Genomic DNA, 24,905 nt, shown 5'->3' on the forward strand with positions numbered 1-24,905 from the left:
CCGCGAGCCCTGGCGGGCCTACATCCGCTCGATCATCGACGCGCCGAATCCTGAGCACGAGACCTGGGTCGCGCCTTCCATCTGGCGCGCGAAGTCGTAGGTGACCCGTTTGTCCAGGATGCAGCGTTCCATGGACCGGATGATCAGGTCGGCGGCTTCAGACCATCCAAGATGACGCAGCATCATTTCGGCCGACAGGATTTCCGATCCGGGGTTGACGTAGTCCTTGCCCGCGTACTTTGCCGATGTTCCGTGCGTCGCCTCGAACACCGCCACGGAATCGCTCATATTCGCGCCCGGTGCGATGTTGGCGCCTCCTACTTGCGCCGCCAGCGCGGACGACAGGTAGTCACCGTTCAGGTTGAGTGTGGCAATGACATCGAATTCAACCGGCCGCGTGACCATCAGCTGCGAAAAGCTGTCCATCAGGCAATCCTTGACGATCAGGTCGCGGCCCGTTCGAGGATTGCGGATACGGCAGAACGGACCGCTGTCGATCACCTCGGCGCCGAATTCCGCCTTGGCCAGGGCATAGCCCCAGTCCCGGAACGCACCTTCGGTAAAACGCATGATGTTGCCCTTGTGCACCAGCGTGACCGACCGGCGGTCGTGGTCCAGTGCGTACTGGATGGCACGGCGTACCAGGCGTTCGGTGCCCTGGCGCGACACGGGTTTGATGCCGACGCCCGACGTTTCCGGGAAACGGATGTTGCTGGCGCCCAGCCGGGTCTGCAGGTATTCGATCAGCGCCTGGGCGTCGGGCGTGTCGGCGGCGTATTCGATACCTGCATAGGTGTCTTCGGAGTTTTCGCGGAAGATGACCATATTGGTCTTTTCCGGACGGGTAAGCGGCGACGGCACACCCCGCAGATAGCGGACGGGCCGCAGGCATACGTACAGGTCCAGCTTCTGGCGCAGCGCCACGTTCAGCGACCGGTAAGCGCCGGTAGGCGGCGTGCCGAGCGGGCCCTTGATGGCGACGGCAACGTCACGCAATGCGTCGACGGTTTCGTCGGGAAGCCAGACACCTTCGCCGTACAGCGCGGTTGCCTTGCGGCCGGCATAGATTTCCATCCAGTGGATGCTGCGAGCACCCCCATAGGCTTTGGCCACCGCAGCGTCCACCACCTTGATCATGACCGGCGTGATGTCGACGCCCGTGCCATCGCCTTCGATGTACGCGATGATGGGCTGGTCCGGCACGGTCAGGGTGCGGTCCGCATTGACGGTGATTTTCTGGCCTTCGGCCGGGACGTGGATGTGCTGATAGGACATGCGTTTGTCTTTCCGAGCGGACATTTGAAGCACTGTCGGCGAAGGCCGGCGGCGCGCAGGCCAGGATTATCGCGTATTCATGGCGCCAGCGCCACGTTGGCCCCGTGCTTGCGAGGGAGCCAGCCCGCCGCGCACGCCTTGTGAACCCTGCAACCAGTACAATATATCGATCATGTTCAATCCCTCTCGCGATCAGGTTCGGCAGTTTTTCGTGGACGCGTGGCGCAAGCAACGCGCCAATGAAATCCTCACGCCGCTAGAAGCCCAGGCGCTCGACTGGATCCTCGAGCACCCTGAGTATCACGGTGACCTCGACAATGTCGACGCGCTGACCGCCGACTACAGTGTCGACGCCGGCCGAACCAACCCTTTCCTGCACTTGTCCATGCATCTGGCGATTGCCGAGCAATTGTCGATCGACCATCCTCCCGGAATTCGTGCCGCCTATCAGTCGCTGGCGCAACGCACCGACGCCCACCAGGCTGCCCATCAAATCATGGAATGCCTGGGCCAGGTGGTGTGGGAATCCCAGCGGCTGGGCACGCCGCTCGACACCGAAGCCTATATCGATCTCATCAAGCAACGCGCCAGCCGCTGACCGCCGTGCGCACCAGGACACCCGCCCCCATGCTTCCGACGATCCGACGTTTCCTGCTGCTGGCCTGTGGCTCGATGCTGGCGCTGCAGGTGCACGCCGCCCCCGCCGACGACGTGCCTTATACGGTGCCGCGTTCGATGGTCGAGACGGTCGTGACCAAGTCCTCGCAGCACTACAAGATCATGGTGTCGTGGCCCGAAGGCCGAGCGCCGGCATCGGGCTGGCCTGTCATGTACGTGCTGGACGGCAGCCATTACTTTGCGATGGCGACCGACATGCTGCGCAACCAGGTGTGTGCCTATCCCTGCCCGCTTGAAGCAGGCGTGGTGGTGGCGATTGGCTACCCGGACCGCAGCCGCCGTGAATATGACTTCACGCCCAAGGCCCCGCCGGGCCCGCCCGAAATGCGTCTGGATGGCACGCCCTACCCGGTCGTGGAATACGGCGGCGCGGACGCGTTCCTGGACTTTATTGAATCGGACCTGAAACCGCGTATCGAAAGCCGCTTCCGGATCGACCGGACCCGGCAGACCCTGTTCGGCCATTCCTATGGTGGCCTGTTCGTGCTGCACACGCTGTACACACGTCCGCAGGCGTTTTCGACCTATGTCGCGTCCAGCCCGTCGATCTGGTGGAACAACCGTTATATCGAGAAGGAAGAGCAGGCCTTTACCCGCAAGGTGAATGCGACCGCCCTTCCCCGCGAGACCCGCCTGCTGATCGGCGTCGGGGAAGGCGAGCAGACCCTGTTGCAACGCGAATTGCGCGGGTCACCCACCGAAACCGGCAATCTGGAATGGCGCCGTGGCCGCCGTCGTATGGTCGACAGCACCCGGGAACTGGCTGAACGGCTCGAAGACCTTTCGTCGCGCAATCTGGTGGCCATGCATCGCACATTCGACAATGAGAGCCATGTATCCGTGCCGTCCGTGGCGCTGGCCACGGCGGTGTCGATGGCATTCGGCATCCGTCCGGCCGACGTTAAATAGGGTCGGGTTCCAGCGCTTTGATGCGAAAAAGTCCCCGCCAGGCTGATGCTGGCGGGGACTTTTTCATGGGACTGCAAGGACGGCTACGGCCGCCTTATTCGTCCATCGAGCTGCGATTGCCGCGGTTGATGTCCTTGAAGGGCGAACCGGCATGTGGCAGGGTCGCGTCTTCTTCGATGTTCGGGTCGCCTGGCTCGGCGCTGGCATGTGTCCTGGGGTGATTTTGCGCGCCCGTTACTGGCGTGGTGCCCACAGGCGTCGTGCCAGTGACTGGCGTGGTGGACACGGTCGTACCCGCGGTCTGGCCTTTCAGGTCGCGATTGGCGATTGCGGATTCTTCCGGGGTCAGGGCAGTGGTTTTCTGGGTCATGGTGTTCTCCTGTTTTACGGTCCTGCCTACCGGGCCGCAAGGACCATTCCCGGCTCGACCGTGACGGCACCTGCGCCGCAGCGGGCCGTCACGTCAGGCACCTCGCTCGCCGGCCAAAAAAGGAGCCCGAAAGCTCCTTTTTACCGATACCGCGCAAGGCTTCCTGACCGGGTCGTGCTACTTGCGCACCGCCAGGTTGCCCGGGAGGCTGGCCAGGTAGGCCGATACGTCTTCGATATCCTTGTCCGACAACTGGACCGCAAACGCGCCCATGATGGCGTTCTTGCGGACGTTGGCGCTGGGCGCCGCATTGCTCTGGCCGCGCTGGTAGGCCTTCAGCGCGTGCTTGAGGTAGTCGGGATGCTGGCCGGCCAGCTGCGGATAGCTGGGGTCGATCGACGTCTTGGCGTCGGCGCCATGGCAGGACGCACAGTTCACGCGTTCGAACACGGCCTTGCCAGCCGCCACGCTGCCCGCGGCCTGCGCACCCGTCGACAGGATGGCCAGGGCGGCGCCCGCCGCGCCCAGGGACAGCGACTTGATGAAGGGGGCCTTGATGAACGAAGTCAGGAAAGTCATGATGCCGGGTCTCATTTCAGGGTCGAGTAATAGGCCGCCACGTCGGCGATGTCCTGATCGGACAGGCTTTTGGCAATGCCCACCATCGACGGATGCGTGCGCGCGCCCGACGCGTATTCCTTCAGGGCGGCTTCGATGTACTTGGCGTTCTGCCCGGCAATCATCGGAACGCTGTAGACCTCGGGAAAGCTGGCGCGATAGCCCTTGATGCCGTGGCAGCCAATGCACATCGACACCTTTTGGCGGGCGGCGTCGGCATTGCCGGTCACGGGCGCGGCAGGCGCCTGCGCCGCGGCCGGACCCACCATCGCACAGGCAGCCATCGCCAGCACGACAGGCATTGCCCGTCGCGCCACGGCGGACCATCCGCGCCCACATTGCAGCGGCGACCGCCCTGCTCCCAACACGCTCGTTATGCTGAACTTCATTCGACGGCTCTATCAGAATCGATGTAAATCCCGCTAACGGCCTTGGCTGGACAACGCTGACGGCTACGGGGCGCTGGGATGTCGGCAATGCCTGTGGCCGGGAGCGGCAGGCTGAAAATCCTGCAAGCCGGCGCCGGGCCTTGACCCGGCCGACACGCTGGTGTCGTTGCCGGCTGTCTCGTTCTATGGCGGCGCCCAGGTATCCCCCCAAGGTGCCCGCGGCATCCGACCATGCCGCTGTCGCGTCGTGGCTCGGAAGCTGCTTATGCCTTTCTACTTTATAACGCCGGATGATACATCACTCCACTGCTTTATCCGCCACCTTGCCCGGCCCGGAGCGCCCCGGCGCGCCGATCCGCTATGCTCATGTCTGCTCCGCACGGCACGCCGTGCCCTGCCATCCCCTCGCCCACGGACGGATTCCATGCCTGACCAGACGCCGCAGACCGCCGACACCCCCTCTTCCCGTTTTGCCGGTACCGACAGTTATGTCGCCACGCAGGATCTCACCCTGGCGGTCAATGCGGCGCTGACACTGCAGCGGCCGCTGCTGATCAAGGGCGAGCCCGGCACCGGCAAGACCATGCTGGCCGAGGAAGTGGCGCGTGCGCTGGACCGGCCGCTGTTGCAGTGGCACATCAAGTCGACCACCAAGGCGCACCAGGGCCTGTACGAATACGACGCCGTGTCGCGGCTGCGCGACTCGCAGCTGGGTGACGAGCGGGTTCGCGTGATCGACAACTACATCGTGCGCGGCGTGCTGTGGCAGGCATTCACGGCCGACCAACCCGTTGTGCTGCTGATCGACGAGATCGACAAGGCCGACATCGAATTCCCGAACGATCTGCTGCGTGAATTGGACCGCATGGAATTCTTTGTGTACGAGACGCAGCAAATGGTGCGCGCCGTGCATCGCCCGCTCGTGATCATTACCTCGAACAATGAAAAAGACCTGCCCGACGCCTTTCTGCGGCGCTGCTTCTTCCACTACATCCGGTTTCCTGACGAAGCCACGATGCAGGCCATCGTCGACGTGCACTTCCCGGTTCTGAAAAAGTCGCTGCTCGAGGCCGCGCTCGCCACGTTCTACCAATTGCGCGACGTGCCCGGCCTGAAGAAAAAGCCGTCCACGTCCGAACTGCTGGACTGGCTGAAGTTGCTGTTGGCCGAGGACATCCCTCCCGAGGCGCTGCGTAGCCAGGACCGCGACGCGATCGTCCCGCCGCTGCATGGCGCGCTGCTGAAGAACGAGCAGGACGTGCATCTGTTCGAACGGCTGGTTGCGATGGCGCGATCGGGCCGGCGCGGCTGACCCTGCACACGCCGGCTTCGGAGGGATGACATGCTGATCGACTTTTTCTACCACCTGCGCAAGCACCAGTTGCCGGTGTCGATACGTGAATTCCTTGGCCTGCTGGAAGCGCTCAAAGCCCAGGTGATTCCGCCGTCGCTCGACGAGTTCTACCTGCTTGCGCGCATCGTGCTTGTGAAGGACGAAAGCCTGTTCGACCGGTACGACCTGGCCTTTGCCAGCTATACCCGCGCGATCGACGCCGCCTTCCCGCCGGGCAAGGACATTCCACTCGAATGGATGCTGCGCAATCTGGCGCGCGACCTGTCGCCCGAAGACAAGGCCGCGATCGAAAAGCTCGGCTGGGACAAGCTAATGGAAGAATTCCAGAAGCGCCTGCAGGAACAGAAGGAACGCCACGAAGGCGGCAGCAAGTGGATAGGCACCGGTGGCACGTCGCCTTTTGGCAGCGGCGGTTATCACCCCGAGGGCATTCGCATTGGCGACGCGTCGTCGGGCAATCGCACGGCCGTCAAGGCGTGGGATCAACGCAGCTACAAGGACTACGACGATACGGTCGAGATCGGCACGCGCAACATCAAGGTGGCGCTGCGCCGGCTGCGGCGCTTCGCGCGCCAGGGCGCCGACCTGGAACTGGATCTGGACGACACCATCCGCCAGACTGCCCGCAATGCCGGCTACCTGGATATCCGCATGGTGCCCGAGCGGCACAACGCGGTGAAGGTGCTGATGCTGCTGGACGTGGGTGGCACCATGGACGGCCACATTGCGCGGATCGAAGAATTGTTTTCCGCGGCGCGCAGCGAATTCAAGCACCTTGAGGTCTACTACTTCCACAACTGCCTGTACGACTTCGTCTGGCGCGACAATCGGCGGCGCCATGCCGAACGCATTCCGACCTGGGACCTGCTGCGTACCTATAACGCCGACTGGCGGGTGATCTTCGTGGGCGACGCCACCATGAGTCCCTACGAAATCCTGCAGCCGGGCGGCTCGGTCGAATTCAACAATCCCGAGGCGGGCGCCGTGTGGCTGCAGCGGGTGGCGTCGGCGTTTCCAAAAAGCATCTGGCTCAATCCGGAACCGGAAAGCCTGTGGCCCTACCGGCAATCGATCGACATCATCCGCAAGCTGATGCAGAACCGCATGTTCGGCATGACGCTGGGCGGGCTTGAGCAGGCCATGCGGCTGCTGTCGAAATGATCGGCCCGAACCAATCCGGCCTCCCCCACTCCAACCTTTCTTTTCACTTCTCTATCGGGCATCCATGAGTGCATCGTCATCGCGTCATCTTGCTTCCCGCCACCTGGCCTCTTTGACACTGCTTCGGCTTGCCGCCGCGGCCGTGGTCGTGCCCGCCGCCGCGTTCACCGCGCCCAGCGTGCTGGCCGCCCAGTCCGGGCCGGCGCTGCCCAAGGGCATGACGCGCGTGACGTCGGTCGAAGGCATTACCGAATACCGCTTGCCGAATGGCCTGCGGGTGCTGCTGGCCCCCGATGCGTCCAAGCCCACCACCACGGTCAACATGACCTATCTGGTGGGCTCGCGCCACGAAAACTATGGCGAGACCGGCATGGCGCACCTGCTGGAGCACATGCTGTTCAAGGGCACGCCCACACTGCGCAACGCGCTGGGCGAGTTTTCGCGCCGCGGCCTGCGCGCCAATGGCAGCACCTGGACCGACCGCACTAACTACTTCGCCAGCTTTGCCGCCAATGAAGACAATCTGGAGTGGTATCTCGGTTGGCAGGCCGACGCCATGGTCAACTCGTTGATCGCGCGCAAGGACCTGGACACCGAAATGACGGTGGTGCGCAACGAGATGGAAAGCGGCGAGAACAATCCTTTCCGCATTCTCATGAGCAAGATGAGCGCCGTGGCCTATCAGTGGCACAACTACGGCAAGTCCACTATCGGGGCCCGGTCGGACGTCGAAAACGTCGACATCAGCCGCCTGCAGGCCTTCTACCGCACCTATTACCAGCCTGACAACGCCGTGCTGATCGTATCGGGCGCCTTCGATCCGGCCAAGACGCTGACGTCCATTTCGCGCACCTTCGGCAAGCTGCCCAAGCCCAAGCGCGCCCTGCCGCCGCTGTACACGGTCGAACCGGTGCAGGACGGGGAACGCAGCATTACCTTGCGGCGCACGGGCGGCACGCCGCTGGTGGCTGCGCTGTACCACGTGCCGCAAGGCAGCCATCCGGACGCCACGGCCGTCGACCTGTTGTCCGGCATCCTGGGCGACAACCCGTCGGGCCGCTTGTACAAGAACCTGGTGGAATCGCGCCTGGCCGCCGCCACCTTCGGCTTTACCTTCGACTCGCATGATCCGGGCGCCGTCATGTTCGGCGCGCAGCTGGCCAGTCCCGCGCAGCAGGATGCCGCGCGCGAGGCGATGCTCAAGACACTGGAATCGATCAAGGCCGAACCGATCACCCAAGAAGAACTGGAACGCGCCCGCACCAAGTGGCTGAAAGACTGGGACGCGGCGTACAGCGATCCGCAGAAGGTGGGCGTGTCGCTTTCGGAGTCGATCGCAATCGGCGATTGGCGCACCTTCTTCCTGGCGCGCGACCGCGTCCGCGCGATCAAGCTGGCCGACGTCCAGCGCGTGGCCGAAAGCTATCTGCTGCAATCGAACCGTACGCTGGGCGCCTACGTGCCCACCGACGCGCCGCAACGCGCGCCGGCGTCCCAGGCCTTCGACCTGGAAAAGGAACTGAACGGCTACACGGGCGACAAGGACTACGCGCAGGCCGAAGCCTTTGATCCGACGCCGGCCAACCTGGATGCACGTACCCAGCGCAGGACGCTGGACCTGCCGAACGGCCCGGTCCAGATGGCCTTGCTGGAAAAGTCCACGCGCGGCAGGGTCGTCAACGCCAGGCTGTCGCTCCAGTTCGGCGACGCCGACAGCCTGAAGGGCAAGATGGATGTGTCGCGCGCCGTGTCGGCACTGGTCTATCGCGGCACGCCGACGCTGACGCGCCAGCAGATCGACGACAAGTTCGACGCCTTGCGCACCGACGTCAGCTTCAGCGGCAGTGGTACGGACCTGAGCGTGAACATCACCACCACCCGCGACAATCTGGCGCCCGCCGTGGCGCTGGTCATGGAAATCTTGCGCAACGCCAGCTTTCCGGAAGCGCAACTGGACGAATATCAGCGAGGCGAACTTGCTTCGATCGAAGACGATCGCCAGGAACCCGACGAAGTCGCGCGCCGCACGCTGGCCCGTCATGGCAATCCGTGGCCGGCGGGGGATGTGCGCTACGTGCAGACCTTCGAAGAAAAAGCGGCGGCCATCAATGGGCTGAAACGGGACGATCTCGTTGCCTTCTACAACCAGTTTTACGGCGCCGGCACGGTGCGCTTCGTTGCGGTGGGTGACTTCGATGGCAAGGCGGTCGAACAGTCGCTGACCAAGGGCCTGGAAGGCTGGAAGACCGCACCGCGCTATGCTCGCGTGTCGGACCCGTTCCATCCCGTCGAACCCAAGCAGTTCGACCTGCCGCTGCCCGACAAGGCCAATGCGTTCTACGCCGCCACGATGCCCATGCCGGTGCAGGACACCGACGCCGACTACCCGGCGCTGTATGTCGCGAACTATCTGCTGGGCACGTCCGAAACGTCGCGGCTCTGGACCCGCGTGCGTGAAAAAGAAGGTCTGTCGTACAACGTTCGCAGCGCCTTGAACGTTTCCTTGTATGAACCGACCGCCGATTGGACGGTGTACGCCATTTACGCGCCCAGCAATCGCGCCAGGCTTGAAACCGCGATCAAGGAAGAACTGGCGCGCGCCGCCAAGGACGGCTTTACCGATGCGGAAGTCAAGGACGGGATCGCGTCGATCCTGAGCCTGCGCAAGCTCACCCGCGCACAGGACCGCGCCGTGGTTCGCACGTGGGCCGAGTATCTGGAACTGGGCCGCACGTTTGCGTTTTCGGGTGAACTCGATCGGAAGATGCAGGCGCTCACCACCGACCAGGTCAATACCGTCCTGCGGAAATACCTCAAGCCCGAAGCCTTCAGTTCGGCCGCGGCGGGTGACTTCCGGACCAAGTAACGGTGTAGCGGCTGCTTCATGAAGGCGGCCTGACAGGGCGGGCGCGCAGCGGGAAATCCCCACTGCGCGCCTTGTTTTTCGGCAGTCGGCAGAACCTATACTTTCGGTTTGACACGTCGCCAGCGCAGGGCCCTTGCATGCACAGTCCGACCGGGAAAGACGTCCGGCTTCCGCCGCTTGCCGGCATCCAGGCCTTCGAGGCGGCGGCCCGCCTGGGATCGTTCGAACGGGCCAGCGAAGCCTTGTGCATCACCGCCAGCGCCGTCGGCAAACGGGTCGTCGCACTGGAAGCGCAACTGGGCGTCAGCCTGTTCGTGCGGCGGGGCCGAGGCCTGGATCTGAGCCTGGCCGGCAAGGAATATCTGGAGCAGGTCCGCAGCGCCCTGGAACTGCTGTCGAACGCGTCGCTGCATCAACGCGCCGTGCGCCGGCGCGAGCCGCTGCGCATCGTCTCGACGCCAACCTTCGCGCGGCAAATCCTGGTGCCCCATCTGGCCGGTTTTACCGAACGGCATCCCGACGTCGAAATCGAATTGCTGCTGTCCATTCCCTATCTGGAGATGGGGCCACCGTATGCGGACCTGCAAATCCGCTTCGGCACGGGCAGCTTTACCGGCCTGATCTCGCAACGCCTGACGCACGACCCGGTGTTCGCGGTGTGTTCGCCCGCCTATCTGGCCGCGCACCCCGGGCTGCGTACGCCAGGCGACATCCGGCAGGCCACCCTGCTCCGCTGCCCGCTGGAACCGTGGCGGCCCTGGCTGCTTGCGGCGGGGGTGAGCGACAGCACCGAACCGGAAGGCGGCGTGCGCATGTTCGATCTGGGCATGATGCTGGAAGCGGCACGCGCCGGAATGGGCGTCGGCCTGGCGCGCGATTGCCTGGTGCGGCAATGGCTGGATGAAGGCAAGCTGGTCCGGCTGTTCGACATTACGGTGCCGTCGGCATCGGACTACTACCTGTGCCGCGATGCCTCGCAACCGGTCGATGACGTCGTCGACCTGTTCTCGACCTGGCTGATCGCGTTAACCCGTAACGGGCAAACCAGCACGTACTAACCCCGAGGCGGAAACATTTTCCAGGCTGATGCGGAATGATATTCTGCGCAACACATGCTCTACCTCGATAGCATGGCTCTCTCATAACAAAAATAGAGGGGACGGAGATGCAGGCAATCACGCATGTCGGGGATTTGCGAGCGATGGCAAAGCGCCGCGTGGCGCGCGCCATCTTCGACTACGTCGACAGCGGTTCGTACGACGAAGTCACGCTGCACGCCAACAGCAACGACCTGGCGGCGCTGCGTCTGCGCCAGCGCGTCATGGTCGACGTTTCCTCGCGCAATCTTGCCAGCACCATGCTCGGCCAACGTGTCAGCATGCCCGTCGGTCTTGCGCCCACCGGCCTGACCGGCATCATGCATGGCGACGGCGAAATCCTGGCAGCTCGCGCGGCCGAACGCGCCGGTGTGCCCTTCTGCCTCAGCACCATGTCGATCTGCTCGATCGAAGACGTGCGCGACGCCGTCACCCAGCCCTTCTGGTTCCAGCTGTACGTGATGCGCGACCGCGCCTTTTCGCAGTCGCTGATCGAACGCGCGATCGCGGCCAATTGTTCCGCCCTCGTGCTCACGCTCGACCTGCAAATCCAGGGCCAGCGGCACCGTGACATCAAGAACGGGCTGGCCGTGCCGCCCCGCCTTACCTTGGCCAACGCGCTCGATATCGCGACCAAACCGTCGTGGGCGTGGGGCGTGATGATGGGCAAACGCAAAAGCTTCGGCAACCTCGAAACGCAGCTTGCCAAGGCCGGCAATCTCAAGACCCTGTCCGAATGGATCGCGGGCCAGTTCGATCCTTCGTTGAACTGGAATGACGTCGCCTGGGTACGGCGCCTGTGGCCGGGCAAGCTCATTCTGAAAGGCGTGCTCAATGTCGACGACGCGCGCCACGCGGCCGACAGCGGCGCCGATGCCATCGTGGTGTCCAACCATGGCGGGCGTCAGCTCGATGGCGCGCCCTCTTCCATCGCCGCCTTGCCGTCCATCGCCGCCGCGGTGGGCGATTGTGTCGAGATCATGTTCGACGGCGGGATCCGCTCGGGCCAGGATGTGCTGCGCGCGCTGGCGCTGGGCGCCAAGTCCTGCCTGATCGGACGCGCCTTCTTGTACGGCCTGGGCGCGCTTGGCGAAGCCGGCGTGACGGCCACGCTCGACATCATCCGCAAGGAACTGGACGTCGCCATGGCGCTGACCGGCACGCGCGACGTGCGCGACGTGACGGGCGACGTGCTCTGGAACGACACCCGCACGGCGGCCTGAAGCCATCCTGCCCCGCCTGGCGGGTAGGCGCTGGTTTGCCTTGCTCCGGCTTTTCGCTTGACCCGTTGTTGCTTGACCAGGTTCGTACTGCCTCAGTCCGCTACTTCCGCCGCACCTCAGGAGACACCATGACTTTCCCATTACAAAAACTCGCTGGCATCCTTACTCTGTCCTTGACCGCCACGTTCGCCCACGCCGCCGACCCGATCAAGATCGGCGTGTCGGGGCCATTCACGGGGGCTCGTCGTCCATGGGCGTCAGCATGCGTGACGGCGTCCGGCTGGCAACGACCGAGATCAACAAGGCCGGTGGCGTCCTGGGGCGGCAGCTGCAATTGGTCGAACGCGACGACGAAGCCAAAAACGAACGGGGCGTGCAGATTGCACAGGAAATGATCAACAAGGAGCAGGTCGTGGCCATGCTGGGCTACATCAACACCGGTGTGGCGCTGGCCTCGCAACGTTTCTTCCAGGACGCCAAGATTCCGGTCATCAACAACGTCGCGACCGGCAGTGTGATCACGCACCAGTTCAAGAAGCCCGAGCACCCCGACAACTATGTGTTCCGGAATGCCGCGCATGACACCATCCAGGCGCCCATGATCGTCGAAGAAGCCGTCACCAAGCGCGGCTTCAAGAAGGTTGCGATCCTGGCCGACTCCACCAATTACGGCCAGCTGGGCCGCGAAGACCTGGAAAAGGCCCTGACCGCCAAAGGCATGAAGCCGGTCGCCGTCGAAAAATTCAACATCAAGGACGTCGACATGACCGCGCAACTGCTCAAGGCCAAGTCGGCCGGAGCCGAAGCGGTGCTGACCTACGGCATTGGCCCCGAACTGGCGCAGATTGCCAACGGCATGACCAAGCTGGGCTGGAAAGTGCCGCTGATCGGCAGCTGGACACTGTCCATGGCCAATTACATCGACAACTCGGGCGCCAATGGCGAAGGCGCGCGCATGCCGCAAACGTTCATCCAGGAACCCAACACCCCGAAGCGCAAGGCCTTCATCGACAATTATCTGAAGACCTTCAAGCCCAAGAACAACCGCATCGATTCGCCGGTATCGGCCGCGCAAGGCTATGACTCGGTGTACCTGCTGGCCGCCGCCATCAACCAGGCCAAGAGCACCGATGGCGTGAAGCTGCGGGAAGCGCTCGAAAATCTGCAGACCCCGGTCGAAGGCGTCGTGATGACCTACGACAAGCCGTTCTCGCACGACGACCATGACGCCATCACCGCCAACCTGACCGTGATCGGCGAGGTGAAAGGCGGGCGCGTCGTCTATGCCTACGATGCGGACATGAAGTCGGGCGCCACCGCGCGCAAGAAAGAAAGCACCGCCCAGGCCAAATAAGGCGGGCCTATGCCATCGGGCGCCGCCCCGGCGCCTGACCTGGACTCGGCGCCCTGCGGCGCCGGCTGTCTCCACGGCTTTCCCGGCAGGCGCCAGGAAAGCCGGTTTTCTGCTCGGGATCCCAGATGGAAATCTTCATACAGCTGATCTACAGCGGCGTGGCGCTTGGCATGATCTACGCCGTGATCGCGTTCGGTTACCAGGTCACCTTCGCGACGTCCGGCACCCTCAATTTCGGTCAGGGCGAAGCCTTGATGCTGGGCGCGCTCGTCGGCCTGACACTGGTCGGATTGGGGGTCAACTACTGGCTCATGGTCCCGCTGGTATGTCTGTTCGGCCTGGCGCAAGGCGCGCTGGTCGAACGTGTGGGTGTGCGGCCGGCGATCAAGACCCGGTCCGAATTCGGCTGGATCATGGCCACCATCGCGCTGGGCATCATCTTCAAGAACGTGGCCGAAAACGTGTGGGGCCGCGATGACCTCCGCTTCCCGTCGCCCCTGCCTGAAGCGCCGATCAAGGTCCTTGGCGCCAACGTGCTGCCCATGGAACTGCTGGTCGTCGTGGGCGCCCTGGCGTTGATGCTAGCGGTCGAGCTCTTCAACCGCAAATCGATCTACGGCAAGGCCGTGGTCGCAACGTCCGACGATCGCGCGGCCGCGGGACTGATGGGCATCGACACCAGCCGCGTCATTACGTTTTCGTATGCCCTGTCGTCCATGACCGCCGCATTTGCCGGTGTGCTGATCGCCCCGCTGACCCTGACCGGCGCCACCATGGGCGCGGTGCTCGGGCTCAAGGCCTTCGCAGTCGCGATCATCGGCGGCCTGTCCAGCGGCATGGGCGTGATCGTCGGCGGACTGGTGCTGGGGATCGCCGAAACGACTACCGGCTTCTACATGTCGACGGGCTACAAGGACGTGCCCGGCCTCGTGCTGTTGCTGCTGGTGCTCGCGCTCAAGCCAGCCGGCCTGTTCGGCAAGACTGCCATCAAGAAGGTATGACGATGAAACCTTTGCATATCGCACTCTCGGTGCTGGGCATCGTCTGCCTGGCGCTGTTCCCGCTGGCGGTGACCAATCCGTACTACCAGCACCTGGTCGAAACCATCATGATCTATGCGATCCTGCTGTTCGGGCTCGACATCGTGGTGGGCTACACCGGGCAGGTGTCCCTGGGTCATGCCGGGCTGTTCGGCATCGGGTCCTACACCGCCGGCGTGCTGGTGTTCCATCTGGGCATGCCGATATGGATCACGGTGCCCGCGGCGATTGCCGTCACGGCCGTATTCGGCGCGGTGCTGGCGCTGCCCGCGCTGCGGGTGACCGGGCCCTATCTGGCGATGGTGACCCTGGCGTTCGGCACGATCATCCAGATCCTGATCAACGAGATGACCTTCCTGACCGAAGGTCCGCTGGGCATCAAACTGTCCAAGCCCATGTTCGGCACCCACCTCGTCAACAAAACCGAGTACTTCTGGATCGTGGCCGTGCTGATGGTGCTTGCGCTGCTGGCCGTGCACCGTATCCTCAAGTCGCATCTGGGCCGGTCGTTCGAAGCCCTGCGTGACAGCCCGATCGCATCCGATTGCATGGGCGTGTCGGTGTATCGCTACAAGGTCTACGCGTTCGTGATCAGTGCGGGATTCGCGGGCCTGGCGGGGTCGTTGTACTCGTATTCCGAACAGTACATCTCCCCCAACACCTACAACTTCGAACTGACCATCCTGTTCCTGCTGGCCGTGATCATGGGCGGGCGCAAGACCCGCATCGGGCCGCTGCTGGGCGCCACCATCATCGTGCTGTTGCCCAAGATGCTCGACGATATCGGAACGTTCCGGATGGTCGCGGTCGCCGTGGCGCTGCTGGTGGTGCTGGGCGCGGGGTATCTGCTTGCGCAGAGGCGCACCACGCCGCAACGCGTGCTGCTGCCGGTCATCGGCACGGTGGCGCTGGCCGCCTTCGCGTTCTGGCTCGATGCGGTCACCGACTGGCGGCTGACCATCTTTGGCGTCATGATCCTGTTCGTCGTGTACTACCTTCCCGATGGCATCGTGGGCTTCGTGCGCAACACTTTCTTTGCGCACAAGCGTGCGGAACGCGCCGCGGCAACGCCCCTGCCCGAAGCGGAAGCCCGCCTGGCGATCGCGCGCGCGCCAGCAGCGCAAGGCGACGCCGCCGCTGCCAATGCCGGCCTGCTCGACGCCAATCAGGTGCTGATGCAATTCGGCGGCCTCAAAGCGCTGAATCACGTCGATCTGACCATCCGCCGCGGCACCATCCACGGGCTGATCGGACCGAACGGATCGGGCAAGAGCACGATGATGAACGTGCTGACCGGCATCTACACGCCTACGTCGGGCAGCGTCACGTTCGCGGGCCGTTCGCTGGCCGGCCGCACGCCGTCCGATATCGCCTTGTCGGGCATTGCGCGCACCTTCCAGAACGTGCAGCTGTTTGGCGAAATGACGGCGCTGGACAATGTGCTGGTGGGCCTGCACCACACCTTCGGCACTGCCTTGCCGGGCATCATGCTGCGCACAGGATCGTGGCAGCGTGAAGAGGCCGCGGCCCGCCAGCGCGGCATGGCGTTGCTGGCGTTCGTGGGCCTGGCCGACTTTGCGCTGGAAGAAGCCCGCAACCTGCCCTACGGCAAACAACGCTTGCTGGAAATCGCGCGCGCGCTGGCGCTCGATCCGCAGTTGCTGTTGCTGGACGAGCCCGCTGCCGGCTTGACCGCGCCCGACATCGTCGAACTGCTTGCCATCATCCGCAAGATCCGGGACCACGGCATCACGCTCATCCTGATCGAGCATCACATGGACGTCGTGATGGGCGTATGTGACGTGGTGTCGGTGCTGGACTTCGGGCAGAAGATTGCCGAAGGCCTGCCGCGTCAGGTCCAGTCGGATCCGAAGGTGATCGAAGCCTACCTGGGGGTGCCCCCACCGCGGCAGCGGCCTGACAAAAGGTCATCGCACTTGCGTCCTCGGGCATGCCGCCCGAGGCGTCCAGCATTCAGCACCAAGGAGACACCATGTTGTCCATCAGGAATCTCGAAGCGGGATACGGCAAGGTCAAGGTGCTGCACGGCATCGACATCGACGTGCCAAAGGCGAAGGTCGTCACGCTGATCGGTTCGAACGGCGCAGGCAAGACCACTACCATGCGCGCCATCAGCGGCATGATCCAGCCGACCAGCGGCAGCATTGCATTGAACGGGACGCGGGTCGACGGCATGGCCTCGCATCACATCGCGCGGCTGGGCCTGGCCCATTCGCCCGAAGGCCGGCGCGTGTTCCCTCGCAGTTCGGTCAACGACAACCTGCTGCTCGGCGCCTTTCCCCGGCTGACCGGGGGCGGCCCAAGGGCGACGTCAAAGCGGATCTTGAACGGGCGATGGATCTGTTTCCCCGCCTGAAAGAACGGCGCACGCAGTTGGCCGGCACGCTGTCGGGCGGCGAACAGCAGATGCTGGCGATGGCCCGCGCCATCATGCTCAACCCCGACGTGGTTCTGCTGGATGAACCGTCGATGGGCCTGGCGCCTATCCTGGTTGAGGAGGTGTTCCGCATCATCGCGCGGCTGAAAAGCGAGGGCGTGACGATGCTGCTGGTGGAGCAGTTCGCCGCCGCCGCATTGCAGGTGGCGGACTACGGCTACGTGCTGGAAAACGGCCGCATTTCCGTTCACGGTTCGGCGGAAAGGCTGCGGCACGATCCCGCGGTAGTGGCCGCCTACCTGGGCGGCGGGCACTGAGCCCCCTACCCCATCGGGTCGAATAAAAAAACGCCCACCGGTTTGCGCCGGTGGGCTTTTTTCGTGGTCGTTGACGTGTGCTGCCGTGGAAGGCGCGGCGGCACCGGAAGCGGATCAGCAAGCCCGCCATTCAAGCCCGATCAGCTGAAGAATTCCTTGACCCGATCGGTCCACGACTTGCTTTGCGGCGAGTGCTTTTCGCCACCCTCTGTCAATGACGATTCGAAATCGCGCAGCAGCTGGCGCTGTTTGTCGGTCAGCCGCACGGGCGTTTCCAGAACGACGTGGCAATACAGGTCGCCTGGGTAGCTCGCGCGCACGCCGCGAATACCCTTGCCGCGCAGGCGGAAGACCTTGCCCGACTGCGTGCCTTCGGGGATCGTGATCTCGGCCCGGCCGCCCAAGGTCGGAACTTCCAGCTCGCCCCCCAATGCCGCGGTCGTGAACGGGATCGTCAGTTCGCAGTGCAGGTCGTCGCCATCGCGCTGGAAGATCGCGTGCTGCTTGATGTGGATTTCGACATACAGGTCGCCCGACGGGCCGCCGTTGACACCCGGTTCGCCATTGCCCGACGACCGGATGCGCATGCCGTCATCGATACCGGCCGGCACCTTGACCTGCAGCGTCTTGTTGCGGCGAACCTTGCCCGCGCCGTCGCACGCCGTGCAGGGATCGGGAATCACCTTGCCGGTGCCATGGCAGGTCGGGCAGCTTTGCTGCACGCTGAAAAAGCCCTGCTGCATCCGCACCGCGCCCGCGCCGCCGCATGTGTGGCAGGTCTTGGGTTCAGTGCCAGGCTTGGCGCCCGAGCCGTGGCAGACTTCGCAGTTTTCCCAGCTGGGTACCCGGATTTCGGTGTCAAAGCCGTTGGCAGCCTGTTCCAGCGTGATTTCCAGCCCGTACTTCAGGTCGGCGCCGCGGTACATCTGCGATCCGCCACCACCGCCGCGCTGACGGCCGCCACCGAAGATTTCGCCAAAGATGTCGCCGAAAGCGTCGGCAAAACCGCCCGCGCCGCCGCCCATGCCGCCGGCTGCCGCCGCGTCGACGCCCGCATGACCATAACGGTCATACGCGTCCCGCTTTTCGGCATCGGACAGCACTTCGTAGGCGTGCTTGGCCTCTTTGAACTTCTCTTCGGCCTCTTTGTTATCCGGATTGCGGTCCGGATGGTATTTCATGGCCAGTTTGCGGTAGGACTTCTTGATCTCTTCGTCGGACGCATTGCGTGCCAGACCGAGGACGTCGTAAAAATCGCGTTTTGCCATGGTGCGTTGGAGCCTGTGGTAACCAATATGTCAACAACCAGATCCCGCCGCGGCGGAATCCTTGAATGGGGAATGTTCTCGATAGCACCGGCCTTCAACCACGATCCAGGCGCTATGGGGAGCATTCCACGCGGGCACTCCCTAGCCTTTTCGTTCCGGAAACGACAAAACGGGAGGCGCCGGCAAGCCGGCCCTCCCGTTCAAGACGCGATTACTTGTCGCGCTTCACTTCCTTGAAGTCCGCATCGACGACATTGTCGTCGGCGGGCTTGCCCGAAGCGCCCTGGACGTCACCGCCCTCGGCGCCACCGGCCGCGCCGGCCTGGGCCTGCATGTCGGCATACATCTTCTCGCCCAGCTTCTGCGAGACCGTCGACAGCGTTTCCACCTTGGCGTCAATGGCAGCCTTGTCGCCGTCTTTCAAGGTCTCTTCCAGGTCCTTGATCGCGGCTTCGATCGCATCCTTCTCGGACGCTTCGATCTTGTCACCGTACTCGGTCAGGGACTTGCGCGTGGCGTGCACCAGCGCATCGGCCTGGTTGCGCGACTGGGCAAGCTCGGCCACCTTCTTGTCTTCCGCGGCGTTGGCCTCGGCGTCCTGCACCATGCGCTGAACTTCTTCCTCGGTCAGGCCGGAGTTGGCCTTGATCGTGATCTTGTTCTCCTTGCCGGTGCCCTTGTCCTTGGCCGACACGTGCAGAATGCCGTTGGCGTCGATGTCGAACGTGACTTCGATCTGCGGCGTGCCACGCGCTGCCGGCGGAATGCCTTCCAGGTTGAACTCGCCGAGGCCCTTGTTGCCGGCCGCGATTTCGCGTTCACCCTGGAACACCTTGATGGTCACGGCCGGCTGATTGTCGTCAGCGGTCGAGAACACTTGCGAGAACTTGGTAGGAATCGTGGTGTTCTTCTTGATCATCTTGGTCATCACGCCGCCCAGGGTTTCGATACCTAGCGACAGCGGCGTCACGTCCAGCAGCAGCACGTCCTTGCGGTCACCCGACAGCACGGAACCCTGGATCGCAGCGCCCGCGGCCACGGCTTCGTCGGGGTTCACATCCTTGCGCGGTTCCTTGCCGAAGAATTCCTTGACCTTCTCTTGCACCTTGGGCATGCGGGTCATGCCGCCGACCAGGATCACGTCATCGATCTCGGACACTTTGACACCCGCGTCCTTGATGGCGATACGGCAAGGCTCGATCGTACGAGCGATCAGTTCTTCGACCAGCGATTCCAGCTTGGCGCGGCTGATCTTCAGGTTCAGGTGCTTCGGACCCGACGCGTCTGCCGTGATGTAAGGCAGGTTCACTTCGGTCTGCGCAGCCGACGACAGTTCGATCTTTGCCTTCTCCGCGCCTTCCTTCAGGCGTTGCAGGGCCAGCACGTCTTTCGACAGATCGACGCCCTGCTCTTTCTTGAACTCGGCAATGATGTAGTTGATGATGACCTGGTCGAAGTCTTCACCACCCAGGAAGGTGTCGCCGTTGGTCGACAGCACTTCGAATTGCTTTTCGCCATCCACGTCGGCGATTTCGATGATCGACACGTCGAACGTGCCGCCACCCAGGTCATACACGGCGATCTTGCGGTCGCCCTTGTCCGACTTGTCCAGGCCGAAAGCCAATGCAGCGGCGGTCGGCTCGTTGATGATGCGCTTGACGTCCAGACCCGCGATGCGGCCGGCGTCTTTCGTGGCCTGACGCTGGCTGTCGTTGAAGTACGCCGGCACGGTAATGACCGCTTCCGTCACTTCTTCGCCCAGGTAGTCTTCGGCGGTCTTCTTCATCTTGCGCAGCACTTCGGCCGACACTTGAGGCGGCGCGAGCTTGCGGTCGCGAACCTGCACCCAGGCGTCGTTGTTGTCTGCCTTGATGATCTTGTAAGGCATCAGTTCGATGTCTTTCTGAACCGCCTTTTCGTCGTACTTGCGGCCGATCAGGCGCTTGACGGCGTAAAGGGTGTTTTGCGGATTCGTGACCGCCTGACGCTTGGCAGGGGCGCCAACCAGCGTTTCACCGTCTTCCATATAGGCGACGATGGACGGGGTGGTGCGGGTGCCTTCGGCGTTTTCGATAATTTTGACTTGGTTGCCATCGTAAACAGCAACGCAGCTGTTGGTGGTTCCAAGGTCGATACCAATGATTTTGCCCATGATCCTGTTCCTGAAATATCAGAAAAACTTTGCTTGAACACTAAATAGGTGGGACGGAGGAAATTTCAATGGCCTCCATCGATTTGTTTTATCGGGCCGGGTCCGATGTGCAGAACGCCACAATGCCTGCCGGCGACGTTGCCTCCACCGGCCGCACGCCCTGACGTCCGCTTACTTGGAAGCGGCGACCGTGACCAACGCGGGGCGCAGCACACGGTCCGCGATCAGGTAGCCCTTCTGGAGCACCTGCAGGATCGTATTGGCCGGCTGATCCGACGGCACCGACGCAATGGCCTGGTGCTGATGGGGGTCGAACCTGGCGCCGGTTTCCGGCTGGATGACCATCAGCTTGTTGCGCTCGAACGCGGCGATCAGCTGCTTGAGCGTGATGTCCACGCCTTCGCGCAGCGATTCCACGGTCTGGCCTTGCTGGGCCAGGGCCGCTTCAAGGCTGTCCCGCACCGGCACCATGCTTTCGGCAAATGATTCGATGCTGAACTTGTGGGCCTTGGCCACATCGTCCTGGGCGCGGCGGCGCGCGTTTTCCGCGTCGGCACGTGCGCGCAGCAGGGCATCGTAATGTTCCTGGGCCTGGGCCTGGGCGGCAGCAAGCTGCGCCTGAAGGTCGGCTACCGGATCAGTCTCGACCGCGGGCTGTTCTTGCGGGGTCCCGGCATTGCCCTCGGGCATGGAAAAAGCGTCTTCCTGCGGGGCGCGCTGGGTAGGTTGGTCGCCAGGCGACTGCTCTGCAGACATCGAAGTCCTCCAATGAAAAAGTCGAGAAAAATCAGACACTTGCTTTCGCGATATGCCACAGATGGGGGTAAGGACCGGCATTTCAAGCCTGCCGCGACGCGGCAAGCGCAAGAAAGTTCATTCGTCGCCGTGACGGAAGCGATCCAGGCGGCGGCGGTCCGCCTTGGTGGGCCGGCCCCGGAGTTCGACGGAAGGATCGCGGGCCTGACGATTCAGTTCGATGGCGGTCAGCCGTTTTTTCATGCCGTCAGGCGTTTCGTCGTACAGGGTGCGCGCAAAGACCGCCGGGCCACGCATGGCGGCAATGCCGCGGACAAGGACTTCCCAGTCCTGCTGCCCGACCCGGATCTGCAGGATGTCGCCCGGCCGCACCGACCGGGACGGCTTGACACGATCGCCAGCCACCTTCACCTGCCCATTCTCCACGGCGGCCTGGGCAAGCGTGCGCGTCTTGAAGAAACGCGCCGCCCAAAGCCATTTATCGATCCGCAGTTCTTCCATACGTATGTGTGTTCCAGACTGGAAATGCCAGCATGCCCGGACACATATTCAGTCGGTTGCGCCAAGTTCAAGGGCATGTTCGCGCTGGACCTGCAATTCGCGCGCTTCGGCGGCCGCCATGTCAGGGGACCGGGCCGCCTTGGTCGGCCAGCCCTGCAGGTGACGTTCGACCAGCGACGTCAGGGCGTCGATCCACGGCGCAGAATCGTTGATGGCCGGGATGTAGCGGTATTGCGTGCCCCCGGCGGCCAGGAAGGCGTCGCGCGCTTCCTGCGCCATTTCTTCCAGGGTTTCGATGCAGTCGCCGACGAATCCCGGACAGAACACGTCAACGGATGTGACGCCGTTCCTGGCCAATTCCTTCAGCGTCGGCTCGGTGTAGGGCTGCAGCCACTCGGCGGCGCCGAAGCGGCTCTGGAAAGTGATTTCGACCTGGTCGGGCGTCAGCCCCAGGGCCGCGATCAGCAGACGGCCGGTTTTCTGGCATTCGCAAAAATACGGATCGCCCAGGTCGAGCGATCGGCGCGGCAGTCCGTGAAAGCTCAGCACCAGTTTCTGGCCCCGGCCGTTATGTTCCCAAAACGTATTGACCCGCGCCGCCAGTGACGCGATGTAGCCTGGGTCGTCATGGAAGTGCTTGACGAACCGAAGTTCGGGCGTGTTTCGGGTGCGGGCCATCACTGCGTTGATCGCGTCGGACACGGTGGCCGTGGTGCTGGCGGAATACTGCGGGTACAGCGGCATGACCAGGATCCGGTCGCAGCCGCGCTCACGCAGGGTCTGCATGGCGCTGGCCAGCGACGGATTGCCGTAACGCATCCCCAGCACCACGTCGACCGCATGGCCGCGCGCCGTCAGCGCGGCATCGAGCGCCGCCGTCTGGCGGCGGCTCCAGACCATCAACGGCGATCCTTCGGCCATCCACACCGACGCATAGCGCGCCGCGGCGTCTTTTGGACGCACGTTCAGGATGATGCCGTTCAGGATCACCCACCAGATGGGCCGGGGAATTTCGATGACGCGGGGATCGGACAGGAATTCGGCCAGGAAGCGGCGGACGGCCTTGGGATTCGGCGCGTCGGGCGTGCCGAGATTGACCAGCAGCACGCCGGTCCTGGCGGCCGCGCCGTGGACGACCGCGCCATGACGATGGGGCGGTTCGGGAAGAAAACGCATGCGTGTCCTAGTGTTGGCTGAGCGCGTTGGAGAGCAGGCGCGCCGTAATGTCGACGATCGGGATGACGCGATCGTACGACATGCGCGTCGGGCCGATGACGCCCAGGGTGCCCACGATCTTGCCGTCGACCCCGTAAGGCGCGGTGATCACGCTCAATTCTTCGACCGGCACCAGCTGCGAATCGCCGCCGATATAGATCTGGACGCCCTGCGCGCGGCTGGAAATGTCCAGCAGCTGCATCAGATCGGTCTTCTTTTCGAACAGGCCGAACATTTTGCGCAGCTTGTCCAGGTCGGCGCCCAGGTCGGACACGCCCAGCAGATTCAGTTCGCCCGAGATGACCACGGAATCCGAATTGTCGGCCGCCACCTCGGTGCCGGCGTCCACCGCCTGCTGCATGAGACGGGAGATGTCTTCGCGCAGCTTGCCCAGGTCGCGCTGCAGCGTCAGCCGCACGTCTTCGAAGGACTTGCCGCCAAAATGCTGGTTGAAGAAATTGGCCGCCTCGGTCAGTTCGGTGGACGAATAGTCGCGCTGCGCGAACAGAATGCGGTTCTGCACGTCGCCTTCCGGCGTCACGATGATCAGCAGCACCCGTTTGTCGGACAGCCGGATGAATTCGATCTGCCGGAACATTTGCGTGCGTTTGGGCGCCATCACCACCCCCGCGAACTGCGACAGGTTGGAAAGCAGCGAGGCGGCTGATGCAATGACGCGCTGCGGGTCGGCCGCGGGCAGCAGCGTCTGTATCCGGTTTTCTTCGGATACTTCGTACGGGCGAACCGTCAGCAGGGAATCGACGAATACCCGGTAGCCCCGAGGCGTGGGAACCCGCCCGGCCGAGGTGTGCGGACTGTGAATCAGCCCGTGGTCTTCCAGGTCGGCCATGACGTTACGGATCGTGGCCGGCGACAGATCGAAGACTTTCGACAAGGTGCGCGAACCGACGGGCTGGCCGTCAGTGATGTAACGCTCTATGAGCGCCTTGAGAAGCGTGCGTGCGCGATCGTCCATATCCGCTATTGTAATGACGGTCAGGCCGGGCAGGACGGTTTTTCCCGCTTGCCGCCCACCTTCACCCATATAATCCCAAGCATGCATTTTCCCATCGTCGCCCTCGTTGGCAAATACCATGACACCGGCATCGCCGGGCCGCTGCAGGCCCTGGCGCGCATGCTTCAGGCCAGCGGCCGCGAAGTGTTGTTCGAAGCCGAAACTGCCGTCAACATCGGCCTGACCGACTACCCGTCCGCCACGGTCGACGAGATCGGGCAGCGGGCTTCGCTCGCGATCGTCATGGGCGGCGACGGCACCATGCTGGGCCTGGCCCGGCAACTGGCGCCCTGGAACGTGCCGCTGGTCGGCATCAACCATGGCCGGCTGGGCTTCATTACCGACATTCCGCTTGAATCGGCCGAAGAAGCCATCGCCGGCATGATGGAAGGCAATTTCGAGTCCGAAGAGCGGATCCTCCTCGACTCCAGCGTCATCCGCGGCGAAACCACCATGATCTCGGCGCTGGCGTTGAACGACGTGGTGCTGAGCCGCGCTGGCCTGGGCGGCATGATCGAAGTCACGGTGCAGGTGGATGGGCTGTACATGTCCAAACAGCGCGCCGATGGCCTGATCATTGCCACGCCCACCGGGTCGACCGCGTACGCGCTGTCGGCCAATGGCCCCATCCTGCACCCGTCGCTGCGCGGCCTGGTGCTGGTGCCAGTGGCGCCGCAGGCCTTGTCCAACCGGCCGATCACGATTCCCGACCACTGTACGATCGAAATCACGCTTACCCGCGCGCAGGGTGGCCGTGACGAGAATGCCAGCGTTCACTTCGACATGCAGAGCTGGTCGTCCCTGAAGGTGGGCGACCGCATCGTGGTGAGACGTGCAGAACATACCATCCGCTTCCTTCATCCGGCCGGATACAGTTACTTTTCCACTTTGCGACGAAAGTTGCACTGGAACCAGATTTCCGGCGCAGCAGTCGACTGACCCTGATCTT

At 63.5% G+C, this 24,905-nt stretch carries 19 protein-coding genes and 3 pseudogenes; 12 read left to right on the forward strand and 10 right to left on the reverse strand.

Features of this window, described 5'->3' with window-relative positions; genetic code table 11:
• Positions 1-18 precede the first annotated feature (18 nt).
• The gene (gene icd / locus ACNANG_RS03505; RefSeq protein WP_420226006.1) at positions 19-1,275 is read right to left on the reverse strand and encodes an NADP-dependent isocitrate dehydrogenase; all 1,257 of its coding nucleotides are present in this window, start codon (positions 1,273-1,275) and stop codon (positions 19-21) included.
• Between the two features lie 172 nt (positions 1,276-1,447).
• Between icd and ACNANG_RS03510 the strand changes: the two genes are divergently transcribed.
• Together ACNANG_RS03510 and ACNANG_RS03515 are read left to right on the forward strand one after the other, a co-directional pair.
• Positions 1,448-1,873: a DUF1841 family protein gene (locus tag ACNANG_RS03510; RefSeq protein WP_420226007.1), complete on the forward strand. Its 426-nt coding sequence runs from the start codon at positions 1,448-1,450 to the stop codon at positions 1,871-1,873.
• Positions 1,874-1,902: 29 nt separating this feature from the next.
• Positions 1,903-2,862, forward strand: a complete 960-nt coding sequence (locus tag ACNANG_RS03515; RefSeq protein WP_420226008.1) for an alpha/beta hydrolase — start codon at positions 1,903-1,905, stop codon at positions 2,860-2,862.
• Between the two features lie 94 nt (positions 2,863-2,956).
• On the opposite strand, the gene ACNANG_RS03520 is transcribed toward ACNANG_RS03515, so the two are convergent.
• The 3 genes from ACNANG_RS03520 to ACNANG_RS03530 all read right to left on the reverse strand — a co-directional run bounded on the left by ACNANG_RS03520 (position 2,957) and on the right by ACNANG_RS03530 (position 4,152).
• Complete coding sequence (locus tag ACNANG_RS03520) at positions 2,957-3,232, reverse strand: hypothetical protein (protein ID WP_420226009.1); 276 nt, start codon at positions 3,230-3,232, stop codon at positions 2,957-2,959.
• 177 nt (positions 3,233-3,409) lie between these two features.
• The gene (locus tag ACNANG_RS03525) at positions 3,410-3,775 is read right to left on the reverse strand and encodes a c-type cytochrome (RefSeq protein ID WP_420227439.1); all 366 of its coding nucleotides are present in this window, start codon (positions 3,773-3,775) and stop codon (positions 3,410-3,412) included.
• 47 nt (positions 3,776-3,822) lie between these two features.
• Positions 3,823-4,152, reverse strand: a complete 330-nt coding sequence (locus tag ACNANG_RS03530) for a c-type cytochrome (protein ID WP_420227440.1) — start codon at positions 4,150-4,152, stop codon at positions 3,823-3,825.
• 511 nt (positions 4,153-4,663) lie between these two features.
• Here ACNANG_RS03530 and ACNANG_RS03535 point away from each other — a divergent pair.
• From ACNANG_RS03535 to ACNANG_RS03575, 9 genes and pseudogenes are all read left to right on the forward strand, one after another.
• Positions 4,664-5,551, forward strand: a complete 888-nt coding sequence (locus ACNANG_RS03535) for an AAA family ATPase (RefSeq protein ID WP_420226010.1) — start codon at positions 4,664-4,666, stop codon at positions 5,549-5,551.
• A 30-nt stretch (positions 5,552-5,581) separates the two neighbouring features.
• On the forward strand, positions 5,582-6,754 hold the full coding sequence (locus ACNANG_RS03540; RefSeq protein ID WP_420226011.1) for a vWA domain-containing protein: 1,173 nt from the start codon (positions 5,582-5,584) through the stop codon (positions 6,752-6,754).
• A 64-nt stretch (positions 6,755-6,818) separates the two neighbouring features.
• Positions 6,819-9,620: a M16 family metallopeptidase gene (locus ACNANG_RS03545; protein ID WP_420226012.1), complete on the forward strand. Its 2,802-nt coding sequence runs from the start codon at positions 6,819-6,821 to the stop codon at positions 9,618-9,620.
• Between the two features lie 137 nt (positions 9,621-9,757).
• Positions 9,758-10,678 carry a LysR substrate-binding domain-containing protein gene (locus ACNANG_RS03550; protein WP_420226013.1) on the forward strand — a complete coding sequence of 307 codons (921 nt, stop codon included), beginning with the start codon at positions 9,758-9,760 and terminating at the stop codon, positions 10,676-10,678.
• A gap of 107 nt (positions 10,679-10,785) precedes the next feature.
• On the forward strand, positions 10,786-11,940 hold the full coding sequence (locus ACNANG_RS03555) for an alpha-hydroxy acid oxidase (RefSeq protein ID WP_420226014.1): 1,155 nt from the start codon (positions 10,786-10,788) through the stop codon (positions 11,938-11,940).
• 128 nt (positions 11,941-12,068) lie between these two features.
• Positions 12,069-13,294: pseudogene (locus tag ACNANG_RS03560) on the forward strand (ABC transporter substrate-binding protein).
• A gap of 125 nt (positions 13,295-13,419) precedes the next feature.
• Positions 13,420-14,295: a branched-chain amino acid ABC transporter permease gene (locus ACNANG_RS03565; RefSeq protein ID WP_420226015.1), complete on the forward strand. Its 876-nt coding sequence runs from the start codon at positions 13,420-13,422 to the stop codon at positions 14,293-14,295.
• A gap of 2 nt (positions 14,296-14,297) precedes the next feature.
• Positions 14,298-16,238: pseudogene (locus ACNANG_RS03570) on the forward strand (ABC transporter permease subunit); the annotation flags it as partial.
• 89 nt (positions 16,239-16,327) lie between these two features.
• Positions 16,328-17,049, forward strand: a pseudogene (locus tag ACNANG_RS03575) (ABC transporter ATP-binding protein).
• Positions 17,050-17,189: 140 nt separating this feature from the next.
• On the opposite strand, the gene dnaJ reads toward ACNANG_RS03575, so the two are convergent.
• From dnaJ to hrcA, 6 genes are all read right to left on the reverse strand, one after another.
• Positions 17,190-18,317 (reverse strand): molecular chaperone DnaJ, encoded by a 1,128-nt coding sequence (gene dnaJ / locus ACNANG_RS03580; protein ID WP_420226016.1) that lies wholly within the window; start codon positions 18,315-18,317, stop codon positions 17,190-17,192.
• Between the two features lie 211 nt (positions 18,318-18,528).
• Positions 18,529-20,469 carry a molecular chaperone DnaK gene (gene dnaK / locus ACNANG_RS03585; RefSeq protein ID WP_420226017.1) on the reverse strand — a complete coding sequence of 647 codons (1,941 nt, stop codon included), beginning with the start codon at positions 20,467-20,469 and terminating at the stop codon, positions 18,529-18,531.
• 171 nt (positions 20,470-20,640) lie between these two features.
• Complete coding sequence (gene grpE, locus ACNANG_RS03590) at positions 20,641-21,159, reverse strand: nucleotide exchange factor GrpE (protein WP_420227441.1); 519 nt, start codon at positions 21,157-21,159, stop codon at positions 20,641-20,643.
• A 183-nt stretch (positions 21,160-21,342) separates the two neighbouring features.
• Positions 21,343-21,726: an RNA-binding S4 domain-containing protein gene (locus ACNANG_RS03595; RefSeq protein WP_420226018.1), complete on the reverse strand. Its 384-nt coding sequence runs from the start codon at positions 21,724-21,726 to the stop codon at positions 21,343-21,345.
• A gap of 48 nt (positions 21,727-21,774) precedes the next feature.
• Positions 21,775-22,902, reverse strand: a complete 1,128-nt coding sequence (gene hemH / locus ACNANG_RS03600) for a ferrochelatase (RefSeq protein WP_420226019.1) — start codon at positions 22,900-22,902, stop codon at positions 21,775-21,777.
• A 7-nt stretch (positions 22,903-22,909) separates the two neighbouring features.
• A complete protein-coding gene (gene hrcA / locus ACNANG_RS03605; RefSeq protein ID WP_420226020.1) occupies positions 22,910-23,917 on the reverse strand; it encodes a heat-inducible transcriptional repressor HrcA in 1,008 nt (335 codons plus the stop codon).
• An 81-nt stretch (positions 23,918-23,998) separates the two neighbouring features.
• Between hrcA and ACNANG_RS03610 the strand changes: the two genes are divergently transcribed.
• Entirely contained in the window at positions 23,999-24,895 is an 897-nt protein-coding gene (locus ACNANG_RS03610; protein WP_420226021.1) for an NAD kinase, read from the forward strand.
• The last annotated feature ends 10 nt before the right edge of the window (positions 24,896-24,905 follow it).

This window comes from Pigmentiphaga litoralis (genome assembly GCF_048632615.1).
In the GTDB taxonomy this organism is placed as follows: domain Bacteria; phylum Pseudomonadota; class Gammaproteobacteria; order Burkholderiales; family Burkholderiaceae_B; genus Pigmentiphaga; species Pigmentiphaga litoralis_B.